Annotated in this window: 11 protein-coding genes; 1 reads left to right on the forward strand and 10 read right to left on the reverse strand. The window is 65.2% G+C overall.

The window, feature by feature from the left end:
* Positions 1-20: 20 nt before the first annotated feature.
* Positions 21-947: a TAXI family TRAP transporter solute-binding subunit gene (locus ACOMD9_RS18490; protein WP_421417454.1), complete on the reverse strand. Its 927-nt coding sequence runs from the start codon at positions 945-947 to the stop codon at positions 21-23.
* Between the two features lie 312 nt (positions 948-1,259).
* On the reverse strand, positions 1,260-2,171 hold the full coding sequence (locus tag ACOMD9_RS18495; protein ID WP_421417455.1) for a 3-hydroxyacyl-CoA dehydrogenase NAD-binding domain-containing protein: 912 nt from the start codon (positions 2,169-2,171) through the stop codon (positions 1,260-1,262).
* Positions 2,172-2,265: 94 nt separating this feature from the next.
* On the opposite strand from ACOMD9_RS18495, the gene ACOMD9_RS18500 reads away from it, so the two are divergent.
* Positions 2,266-3,186, forward strand: coding sequence for a LysR family transcriptional regulator (locus tag ACOMD9_RS18500; RefSeq protein WP_421417456.1), 921 nt, complete (start codon positions 2,266-2,268; stop codon positions 3,184-3,186).
* Positions 3,187-3,411: 225 nt separating this feature from the next.
* Here ACOMD9_RS18500 and ACOMD9_RS18505 read toward each other — a convergent pair whose 3' ends face one another.
* The 8 genes from ACOMD9_RS18505 to ACOMD9_RS18540 all read right to left on the reverse strand — a co-directional run bounded on the left by ACOMD9_RS18505 (position 3,412) and on the right by ACOMD9_RS18540 (position 10,246).
* Entirely contained in the window at positions 3,412-4,893 is a 1,482-nt protein-coding gene (locus tag ACOMD9_RS18505) for a Fic family protein (RefSeq protein WP_421417457.1), read from the reverse strand.
* A 188-nt stretch (positions 4,894-5,081) separates the two neighbouring features.
* Positions 5,082-6,341: an O-antigen ligase family protein gene (locus ACOMD9_RS18510; protein ID WP_421417458.1), complete on the reverse strand. Its 1,260-nt coding sequence runs from the start codon at positions 6,339-6,341 to the stop codon at positions 5,082-5,084.
* Between the two features lie 223 nt (positions 6,342-6,564).
* On the reverse strand, positions 6,565-6,852 hold the full coding sequence (locus ACOMD9_RS18515) for a type II toxin-antitoxin system RelE/ParE family toxin (RefSeq protein WP_421417459.1): 288 nt from the start codon (positions 6,850-6,852) through the stop codon (positions 6,565-6,567).
* Positions 6,849-7,139 (reverse strand): CopG family ribbon-helix-helix protein, encoded by a 291-nt coding sequence (locus ACOMD9_RS18520; RefSeq protein WP_421417460.1) that lies wholly within the window; start codon positions 7,137-7,139, stop codon positions 6,849-6,851. Before ACOMD9_RS18520 ends, ACOMD9_RS18515 begins: the two co-directional genes overlap by 4 nt.
* Positions 7,140-7,528: 389 nt before the next feature.
* On the reverse strand, positions 7,529-8,872 hold the full coding sequence (locus tag ACOMD9_RS18525; RefSeq protein WP_421417461.1) for a UDP-glucose dehydrogenase family protein: 1,344 nt from the start codon (positions 8,870-8,872) through the stop codon (positions 7,529-7,531).
* A gap of 302 nt (positions 8,873-9,174) precedes the next feature.
* The gene (locus tag ACOMD9_RS18530; RefSeq protein ID WP_421417462.1) at positions 9,175-9,462 is read right to left on the reverse strand and encodes a HigA family addiction module antitoxin; all 288 of its coding nucleotides are present in this window, start codon (positions 9,460-9,462) and stop codon (positions 9,175-9,177) included.
* A gap of 11 nt (positions 9,463-9,473) precedes the next feature.
* On the reverse strand, positions 9,474-9,755 hold the full coding sequence (locus ACOMD9_RS18535) for a type II toxin-antitoxin system RelE/ParE family toxin (RefSeq protein WP_421417463.1): 282 nt from the start codon (positions 9,753-9,755) through the stop codon (positions 9,474-9,476).
* A 362-nt stretch (positions 9,756-10,117) separates the two neighbouring features.
* Positions 10,118-10,246, reverse strand: a complete 129-nt coding sequence (locus tag ACOMD9_RS18540; protein ID WP_421417465.1) for a helix-turn-helix transcriptional regulator — start codon at positions 10,244-10,246, stop codon at positions 10,118-10,120.

A 10,246-nucleotide genomic window follows, 5' to 3' on the forward strand; every position in this document is an offset into this window, starting at 1 on the left:
TGGCAGTTGTCGAAGCGCGATCAGAAGCTGTTGTTGATCTCGACGCCGGCTTCCTCATAGGCCCGCACGGCGCCCGGATGCAGCTCGATGCCAGAGATGTTCGCCATGTACTCCCCGCTCAACGGCGACATGGCGGCATGCACGCCGCGGATGCGCTCCAGGTTGTCCAGCATGGTCTTGACGATCCAGTAAGCATCCTCCTCCGGCATGTCCTCATGGGAGAACAGGATCAGGTCCGAGGTCACGGTGGGGATATCGACCTCCTGGCCGGGATAGCTCCCCGCCGGAATGGCGGAGTAGGCGTAGCCCGGGTTGATCTCGCTGATCCGCTCGAACTCCTCCTCGGAGAGCGGCAGCAGTTTCATGTCGACGCTATGGAAGAGTTCGGTGAAGGTGCCGTTGGGGTAGCCCGAGAGCAGGGTGAAGCCCTCCAGGTTGCCATCCTTGATGGCATCGGAGGCGAAGTTGTGGCTGCCGCGGGCGCAGTCCAGGTCCTCCTCGCTGATGCCGGCGGCCTCGAGCCGATCCACGAAGGCGGCCTGGGTGGAGTTGCCCAGCGCCATGCAGTTGACGCTGACCCCGACCAGTTCCTCCACCGACTCGATGCCGGATGCCCGGGTGACCCCGACATGCTGATAGCTCGGGAACAGCGCCGCCAGCGCCCGCACGTTGTTGATCGGCTCCTTGAAGGGCTCCTGCCCCGCCTGGGCCACCGGTGGAACGGTGGAAGTGGTCACGCCGATCTCCGCCTGACCGGCACTGACCCGCGAGACGTTGGCCAGGCCGGCCCCGACCTCGGCATTGGTGCGCGTACCTTCGCTACTGAAGATTTCCGCGATGCCGGCCGAAATGGGATACCACGTCCCCCCGGGAGAGCCACTCAGCCAGCTCAGGTTGTCAGGCTGGGCCTGGGCGGTGGAGCCGAAAGCCAGCGCGAGTGCGGTCAAGCCAGCGAGACCCGACCCTTTGAGAAAGGCCATTGAGCTTGTTGTTGTGTGCATCATCTGATTTCTCTCTTGGCTGTTGTGCTTCTGGTTGCCCTTGCCTGCGACAGGCAAGGGGGAGTCGCGCTGCCTCAGGGGGCAGCAGGTCCTTCTCACCGCGTGACGGTGTTGTCCTTGACCAGGCCTTGTCTGGACAGTCGGCGAGCGATGGTCAGACAAGGCAATAATGAGCGAGAAGACGGGGTTTACGGCGCGAGTCCCTTGAGCTGATTGCCAACGCCGTATGGCCGCATGCAGGCACTTGCCGGACACTGCCTAGTCGACGGGGCGTCGAGACTCGAGCAACGCCGTCAGCTGACGGTCACGCCGCCGGGAAAGCTCGTCCGGGCTCTTGGCCCCGTAGGCGGCCTCGACCCCCTCGATGATGCGTGCCACCAGGGCGTCGTTCACCTCGGGGGTGCCCAGGGAGTTCCAGCGATAGATCTGGCTGTCGCCCAGGCTCTCGAGGTACTGGCGGATGCCACCGCTGCCACCCCCCAGGTGGTAGGTCAGGAAGGGACCGTTGAGGGCCCAGCGCAGCCCGGGGCCATCGGTCACCGCCCGGTCGATGTCCTCGACGCTGGCCACCCCCTCCTGGAGCAGGTAGAGCGCCTCGCGCCACAGGGCGGAGCTCAGCCGGTTGGCCAGGTGGCCGACCATCTCCTTGTCGAGCACCACCGGCGACTTGCCATGGCGCGCATAGAACGCCTTGACCGCATCACAGGTCGCGGCATCGATGCCGTAGATCTCCACCAGCGGCACGAGATGCGGGGGATTGTAGGGGTGCGCGATCACCACCTTGTCGGGCCTGGGGACGCCGACGGTGAGGTCGGAGTGGGTCAGGGAGGAGGTATTGCTGGCGATGATGGCCTCGGGATCGGCGCAGCCCTGGATCTCCGCGATCAAGCGACGCTTCAGCGCAACGTCCTCGGGCGCACACTCGAGGATCAACGGGGCACCCGAGACCGCCTCCTCGAGATCGCTGCAGATACGCGGCTTGCGGACCGGACTGCCCAGGCTGGGGAAGTGCGCCGCGATCCTGTCGAACACGGCTTCCTGCGGCTGATCGCCATGGTGGTACACCACCACGGGAAGCTGTCGCGAGAGGAAGTAGGCCGCCCAGCTCGATCCGATGGTGCCGCTGCCGACGATGGCAAGGGGGTTGGCCTCGCTGAGCCTGAGGGTCATGGCGTGATCCTGTTGTTCTTGTGTGGCTTTACTATGTGTTCCGGCAGATGTATTTTTCAAATTTAAATAATCGAAGGCTGGTTTTGTTTTATTTATGTCAATCTCCATCAGGCAGCTCAAGGCCTTCATCGAGGTCGCCGCCAGCGGGAGCTTCATCGAGGCCTCGGAGAAGCTGCACCTCTCCCAGCCGGCCCTGAGCCTCTCCATCAAGAAGCTGGAGGGCGTGGTGGGGGGCGCGCTGTTCAACCGTTCCCGCAAGGGGATCCAGCTCACCCCGGAGGGCAAGCGCTTCCTGCCGGTGGCGCGGCGCCTGGTCGGCGACTGGGACACGGCGCTGGACGATGTCTCCCGGTTGTTCAGCAAGCAGGTCGGCCGCGTCTCGGTGGCGGCGCTGCCGACCCTGGCGGCAGGCTTCCTGCCCGCGGTACTGGCCGATTTCAAGCGGCAGTACCCGAACCTCGAGATCAGCGTGCATGACCTGCTGGCCAGCCAGATCGACGAACTGGTCAGCGAGGGGCGCGCCGACATCGGGCTCTCCGTTCGCCCGCGCAACCGCGAGGCCATGCACTTCGAGCCGCTCATCGAGGATCACTTCGTGGCGGTCTGCCCCACCGGGCATCCGCTGCTGCAACAGGAGGAAGTGAGCTGGCATGACCTGCTGGGCTACCCGATCATCGACCTCGACCGGATGTCGAGCACCCGCCAGGCCATCGAGCGGGTGCTCGGCGACCTGGAGCGCGAGATGGACCTGTTCTGCGAGGTCAGCCAGATCGGCACGGTCGGCCGCATGGTCGCGGCAGGGCTGGGCGTCTCTGCCCTGCCCTCGCTGAGCTTCCTGCAGATCTCCAAGGAGGGGCTGGGGTGGCGGCCGCTGGTATCGCCCAGGGTTCCGCGAGAGCTGGGGATCATCACCCCCACGCGCACCCCGCTTTCGGCCGCCGCCAAGGCGATGCTGAACGAGATTCGCGAGCATGCCAGGCATGCCAGGCTGGAGCAGACCCCACTGCTGCGATAAGCATCGGCAAGTCGGGTACGCGGCGGGCAGGGTTCAGGGCCTCACTCGGCAGGCGTCACGCAGCGCGGGGGCGAATGCCGTCGTAGCGCCCGCTGCGCCGCACCTGCAGCGCCCCCCCCTGTGAGCCACGCCGCGGGGCGATGGCGGCGCGAAGCGGCGCCGGGCGGTCATCGGCAACGCTGGCGGCCATCGCCTCGGTAAAGCGCCCTATCACTGCAACAGGGCTCAGTGGCCGGTTGGCTCGGCCGCGAGCGCCTGGAACGCTTCCCGCTCGATGGCATCGAGCACCTCCTCAGGCACCTGATAACGAAACTGCCGACGACGATTCCTGGACAGCCGCCCCTCGTTGCTCAGGCACATCATCACCAGCCGGGCCAGGTCGCTTCCGCGGACATCGAAGCGCTCATCGATCGTACAGTAGACGCGGTCGAAGCAGGCCAGATAGCGTGTTTCCGCCTTGAGGTCCTCTTCCAGCGCCACCTTGGCCATCCGCAGGGTGAAGGCCACGGCAGGCGTGGCATCCCAGTAACGGTAGATGGCCTCGCTGCCCTTGAAGCGGAACTCATGATGGTCGGCATCGATCCAGTCGACCTGCCAATGATCGCGCGCTGCCTTGGAGAAGGCTTCCAATGCCGCCAGGTAATCTGCCTCGTGACGCTTCATGGCGACGGACATCGGCAGCAGGTTGCCCTGCTGCAGCTCTCCCGCTCGACACAGGGTGTGGTGGATCAGGAATCGAGAGATCCGCCCATTGCCGTCCATGAAGGGATGCAGGAACACGAAGCCGAAAGAGACGACCGCCGCGGTTACCAGCGCAGGCACGTCTTCCGGCAGCTGATTGCCCCACGCCAACAACTCGCCCATCAGAGCCTCGCATAGCCCGGGTGGAGGCGGCAGGTAGCTGACGCCCAGGGCGCCGGGCAGGCCGTTGTGCAAATAATTCTGCTCATGCCGGAATGCGGCCGCCTTGTCGAAGGGGTTGTTGACCGTGCTGTTCTGCAGTTCGACCAGATAGCCTTCGTCCAGAGGCTTTCCCTCATGAGCCTGGCGCAGCAGTTGCATGAAGCGCTGCTGCTTGTCTGGCGATGGCGACTCGCGCTCGATGGCGAAGGACGATTGGGTTTCGCTCAGATAGGCCCATTGAATGGCGCGATCCAGCATGCCAGCAGGCAGGGTCGCCATGAAGGCCCGAGCCTGGGCCAGGATATCTTCGTCGAGCAGTCGTTGGATCTCCCGCGTGCGGCGCACCACGGCACAATATCGCAAGGTCCCCAGTCCATTGAAACCTACCCGCCAACGGCTGTTGCGCACAGCGGGACCTGTCACGTAATGCGCCGGATCGAACAGCGGCACGGCACGTCCGCGAACGTCTGGTGCATGGTCCAGCGGCGCCACGAAGGCCTCGTAGAGGAAGGCAAGCTTGCGCAGGTAGATACCATTGGGAGCCCCCTGCAGGGCCTGGATCAGGGCCGCCGCCGGGAGATGCGGCAAGGCCTCGGCCAGTATGGCCAGGTCGATGCCCTCGTGTTTCAGGGCAAAGAGAAGATGGGCCAGCAGGTCATCATCCGGTGCACGCTCTGCCGGCACGGCCAGGCTATCCTCCAGCTCCATGATCCGCGTAACCGGGCGCACCACCGCAGGCCGGACCGGTTCGCATACGCCCAGCCGCAGCCCCTCTCGCAGGTAGGCATAGCCCAGCAATTTCATCGAGCACCCGCTTCACCCAGGGATTTCTTTCACTTCACCAAGAAAATCTTCACAACGCAATGGAATGGAGATTTTTTTATCACTTCAAACATGCAAGCCACGCTCCGCGGGGCGATGGCGGCGCGAAGCAGCGCCGGGCGGTTACCGCGCTGCCATCATCGAGCCATTCGCGGGAAGGGTTCAGCGCCTCACCCCCTTCTCTCTGGAACCCCCACGGCGCCATACCGATGACACAGCGCCAGCGCCAACAGCATCACCTGCATATAGGCATAGAAGGTCGTCATCATCTCGTGGTGAATCGCCGCCTCGGTGAGGCCGTAGATGGCGAAGCCCACGGTGAACACCAGGGCGACCTGCGCCCAGGCATTGCTCCGGTCGCGGCGGTAGAGCCGCCAATGGTAGATCCCCGGCGCCACCAGATACCCCAGCAGGGCAAGCAGCCCCAGCACGCCCCCGGTGGCTGCCATCTCGAAGTACTGGCTGTGGGCATGGCCACGGCCGACACCCAGCACCCAGTCGGTGAGCACGCCCTGCTCGACCAGCTCGGCGATCCGGGCCTCGCGCTCGTCGTAGGTCAGCCCCACCAGCGGGCGTTCCATGAAGGCATCGCTGGCCGCCGCCCACAGTTGCAGGCGCCCGCCGCTGGAGACCGCCGCTCCGATATCACCCTGAGCGATATTGGTGAACTCGGCGATGCTGTAGTCCACCCGCCGCTCCACCGCCGGCAGGGTGGCATAGCTGACCAGCGCCAGCGATACCAGCGCCACGAAGGAAGCGGTGATCGCCTTCCAGCCCAGGCGGTCGGCGTTGAGCAGCAGCAGCAGGATCAGCAGCAGCGGCACCGCCAGGATGGCCCCTCTCGCCAGGGTCAGCAGGCAGGTGATCGCCCCGGCCAGCGCCGCTATCAGCAGCCAGGTCTTGCGGTGGCTGCCGCGGATCAGGCTGGCCGCCAGGAAGGCCATGGCGCAGCTCAGATACCCCAGGTTGATGCTGAACAGGAAGCCATCGGCCCGGTAGGCGCCCAGCACCTGGGTCTGATAGAGCGCCACGGCGAGAGCGCCCAGGGTACCGATGATCAGCCCCCACTCCATGAAGCCCCGCACATGGCGCAGGTCCACCGGCACCAACAGGTGACGCAGCATCAGGTAGATCGGCGCCACGGCGATCATGTGAAAGCCCGGGCTCAGGTAGCGTGACGAATAGTCATCGATCACGAAGATCGGCACCCGCGACAGCAGCAGCAGGCTCAACAGCCCCACCACCGCCCAGTCGAAGCGGGTGACCCGCAGGGTGGCGCGATGGGCCACCAGGTAGCCGATGGCATACAGCATCAGCACCGCCACCACGGCCTGGCTGCGCAGCGGCGTGGCAATCAGCGTGACCAGCACCAGCCACAATGCCCACTGGTTCACCATCAAGGCGCGATCGCGCACAAATACCCCTGACATGGCTATCCTCTGTCACAAGCCTGCTCAAGAAACACGACGAGCGCCCGAAGGCGCCCGCGAGGATGATACCACTTGTCACACTGGTCGGGATCACTCCCTGGCCTTCAACGAATCCACCACCCTGTGGGAGCCGCACTTTGCGGGGCGATGCGGCGCGAAGCGGCGCTGGGCGGTTATCGGCGAGGTTGCCGGCCACCGCCATCTTGTGGGCGGCCGGGACGCCCTAAAGCTTCGGGGGGAGTGGCCACTGGCGTGCCGCATGCAGGACACGGAGGACTCGCACCGTATCACCGGATACGTCATAGACCAGTAGGTAATTGCGGTGCACGACCAGCTCTTGTGTGCCTGTGACACGACCGGGACGGCCGAGGTTGGGATGATCGGCCAGCCGCTGGGCTTTCGCTGACACCAGCTCATCGAGAGCCAGCGCGGCGGCGGGGTTATCTTGCGCGATGTATTCGCGGATTTCCTTCCGGTCGAGGCGTGCCAGGCGTGTCCAAACCAGCGTCACGACGCAGAGCCGGTCAGCTTCCGTTGCGTTTCAGCGCGCCACGCCGCAGCTTCGGCTTCGACCTCAGCTGCCGGGATCACATCACCGGCATTGGCCGCGTCAATACCGGCCTGAACCTCACGGCGAAACCAGGCATCGTGGGCGGCCGCTTCCTGCTGCTCCCGCACGAAATCGCGCATGAAGTCGCGCAGGAGCTGGGCTCCTGTCCTGTCCTTGGCCTTGGCCACCTGGGCAAATTCCGCTTTCAGCGCGTCATCGACACGAAAGGTAAAGGTTGTTTCGGCCATGGGTCTGCCCTTCATGTGTTACGTCGTAAGTACAACGTAGCACGTGGATCTCCACTCTGACAGCGTCACGGATTCATCCAAGCTGGACAGCAAGCCCGCCCGGCGTTCCCTTGCCTACCTTGTGGAGCTCCCACCGGCAAGGAATCTACCACCCTGTGGGAGCCACGCTTGCGGGGCGATGGCGGCGCGAAGCGGCGCTGGGCGGTTACCCGCAGCCTCAGCGACAACCGCCGAGGCGCCTATCGGCGCCAATCGCGCAGAAAATCTGCACTCCCACAGGGCAGGCATGATCCACTCGGGTGGCGACCGCCGCACCTGTAGCGCCCGCCCCTGTGGAAGCCACGCTCCGCGGGGCGATGGCGGCGCGAAGCGTCGCTGGGCGGTTATCCTCACTCTCTGGCCGTCAGCGAGTCCCCCCGTCCCACGGCGTAGTACAGCAGGCCGGCCTGTTGCATCAGGCTCGGGTCGTAGAGGTTGCGCCCGTCGACCACCACCGGCAGCGCCAGCTGCTGCTTGAGCCAGGCGAAGTCGACCGTGCGGAACTCCTTCCACTCGGTGCAGACCGCCAGGGCATCGGCGCCCTTCACCGCCTGGATGCGGTCGGCCACCAGCACCAGGTCGTCGCGCTCGCCGTAGAGCCGGCGGCACTCCTTCATGGCCTCCGGGTCGTAGGCCTGCACCCGGGCACCGGCCGCCCACAGCGCCTCCATCAGGTCGCGGCTGGGAGCATCGCGCATGTCGTCGGTGTCGGGCTTGAAGGCCAGGCCCCACAGCGCGATCACCTTGCCCTCGAGCTTGCCGTCGAAAGCCTGGCGCAGCTTGGCGAACATGGCCTGCTTCTGGCGCTGGTTCACCGCCTCCACGGCATTGAGCAGCTCGGCCGAGTAGTCCAGCTGTTCGGCGGTGTGGGCCAGGGCCCGCAGGTCCTTGGGAAAGCAGGAGCCGCCATAGCCGCAGCCCGGGTAGATGAACTGGTAACCGATGCGCGGATCCGAGCCGATGCCGCGGCGCACCTGCTCCACGTCGGCCCCCAGCCGCTCGGCCAGGTTGGCGATCTCGTTCATGAAGCTGATCTTGGTGGCCAGCATGGCGTTGGCGGCGTACTTGGTCAGCTCCGCCGCTCGCACGTCCATGAACATCAGCTTTTCCTGCAGGCGGATATAGGGCGCGTAGCACTCGCGCATCAATTCCCGCACCCGTTCGGAATCGGTGCCCACCACGATCCGCGGGCCGTGGGCGAAGTCGTCGATCGCCGAGCCCTCCTTGAGGAACTCGGGGTTCGAGCACACATCGAAGTCCACCTCCACCCCGCGGGCCTCCAGCCTCCCGGCGATAGCCTCGCCAACTCGGTCGGCCGTGCCCACCGGCACCGTCGACTTGTTGACGACCACCTTGTAGTCGTACATCTGCTCGCCGATGGTGTTGGCCACCGCCAGCACATGGCGCAGGTCGGCGCTGCCATCCTCGTCCGGCGGCGTGCCCACGGCGATGAACTGCAACACGCCGAAGGCCACGGCGTCGGTGGGGTCGGTGGTGAACTGCAACCGCTCGGCCTCGACATTGGCCTTCACCAGCCGCTCGAGGCCCGGCTCGTAGATGGGGATCTCGCCGGCCTCCAGCCGGGTGATCCGGGCCTCATCCACGTCCATGCACAGCACCTCATGGCCCACGTCGGCCAGGCAGGCGCCCGTCACCAGGCCCACATACCCCGTGCCGAAAATGGTGATTCTCATGTCCCTGCTCCTGCAATCGCTACTGGTTCCTGCCCCTATTGTAGGGGCCACGCTCCACGGGGCGATAGGCTGGCCCTGTGGGAGCCACGCTCTGCGGGGCGATCGGCGCCGTAGGCGCCCCTTCCACAGACGCTGGTAACCTAACCTATCACTTAAAATGTAACCCGACTGTGAACAACACTGGCATCAAAGACCTCACCCTCGCCACCTGAAACCGGCAATTTCTCCCGCCCAGAACCGACATCGCCGCGGGCAAGGCCGCGGCGACGGGAATAAGGCACTGGCGAATGCAGTGGCTGAGGCTATGCGGCACGGGGGCGAATGCCATCGTAGCGCCCGCTGCGCCGCGCCTGCTCGAGATCGTAGGCGTTCTGCAGGCGCAGCCAGTAGCCCTCGCTGGTACCGAGGAACCGCGACAAACGAATGTCGGTATCCGCCGTGATGGCCCGCGCGCCGCGAGTGATTTCGCCGATCCGCGTGGCCGGCACGCCGATAGCCTTGGCCAAGGCATTCTTGGTAAGCCCCAGGGGCTCAATGAAATCCTCGAGCAGGATCTCACCGGGATGGATGTTGGGCAGTTGGTCAGTCATATCGCCTCCGATTAGTGGTAGTCGACGATCTCGACATCGTGGGCATTGCCGTCTTCGAAGCGAAAGCACAGGCGCCACTGGTCATTGATGCGAATACTGTGCTGCCCGCTGCGATCTCCCTGGAGAGCCTCGAGCCGGTTGCCAGGCGGTATGCGCAGATCATCGAGGGTCGCGGCGGCATCGAGCTGGCGCAGCTTCTTCAAGGCGCTGCGCTGCATGTCGTGTGGCAGCTTTCGCGATATCTTGCCCCGGGCAATGGTTTCGGCCTGCTTGTCCTTGAAGGACTTGATCATGTCTCACCCCGGGTTCGCATGCATCAAATATAACGCATCACGTCATATGTCGCAAGGCGTTATACTCGGTATGAAAACCCTGCTGCACCCACCAGGCGCAAAACCTTCCCCCTGTAGGAACCACGCTTGCGGGGCGATGGCGGCGCGAAGCCACGCTGGGCGGTCGTTTCCCTCGTTGCCGGCATCCGCCGGGGCGCCTGGCGGCGCCAATCGCGCAGAAGATCTGCGCTCCTGCAGGGCCGGCATCCGCCAGGGGGGTGGCCACCGTCCAGGCGCCGGCATCATCCACCCTATGGGAGCCACGCTCCGTGGGGCGATTGGCGCCGCAGGCGCCCTGTTCAAAGGGACGGGCCACCGGCCCATCACGTGACTGTGCATTCCCGCCGCCCAGAACCGTTCAGTATCGCACTCAGGGTCTTACGGCTTACGCCCAGCGCTTCTGCCGCGGCGGTCACAGACAAACCAAGGGGCTCCAGGCATAGTTCCTTGAT

Source organism: Halomonas terrestris (genome assembly GCF_049166755.1).
Classification (GTDB): Bacteria; Pseudomonadota; Gammaproteobacteria; order Pseudomonadales; family Halomonadaceae; genus Halomonas.

Bases quoted from the DNA above. Each gene is read 5' to 3' on its own strand.
- ACOMD9_RS18510 (WP_421417458.1), bottom strand. From the start codon at position 6,341: ATGTCAGGGGTATTTGTGCGCGATCGCGCCTTGATGGTGAACCAGTGG.
- ACOMD9_RS18500 (WP_421417456.1), top strand. From the start codon at position 2,266: ATGTCAATCTCCATCAGGCAGCTCAAGGCCTTCATCGAGGTCGCCGCC.
- ACOMD9_RS18505 (WP_421417457.1), bottom strand. From the start codon at position 4,893: ATGAAATTGCTGGGCTATGCCTACCTGCGAGAGGGGCTGCGGCTGGGC.
- ACOMD9_RS18495 (WP_421417455.1), bottom strand. From the start codon at position 2,171: ATGACCCTCAGGCTCAGCGAGGCCAACCCCCTTGCCATCGTCGGCAGC.
- ACOMD9_RS18525 (WP_421417461.1), bottom strand. From the start codon at position 8,872: ATGAGAATCACCATTTTCGGCACGGGGTATGTGGGCCTGGTGACGGGC.
- ACOMD9_RS18530 (WP_421417462.1), bottom strand. From the start codon at position 9,462: ATGACTGACCAACTGCCCAACATCCATCCCGGTGAGATCCTGCTCGAG.
- ACOMD9_RS18520 (WP_421417460.1), bottom strand. From the start codon at position 7,139: ATGGCCGAAACAACCTTTACCTTTCGTGTCGATGACGCGCTGAAAGCG.
- ACOMD9_RS18535 (WP_421417463.1), bottom strand. From the start codon at position 9,755: ATGATCAAGTCCTTCAAGGACAAGCAGGCCGAAACCATTGCCCGGGGC.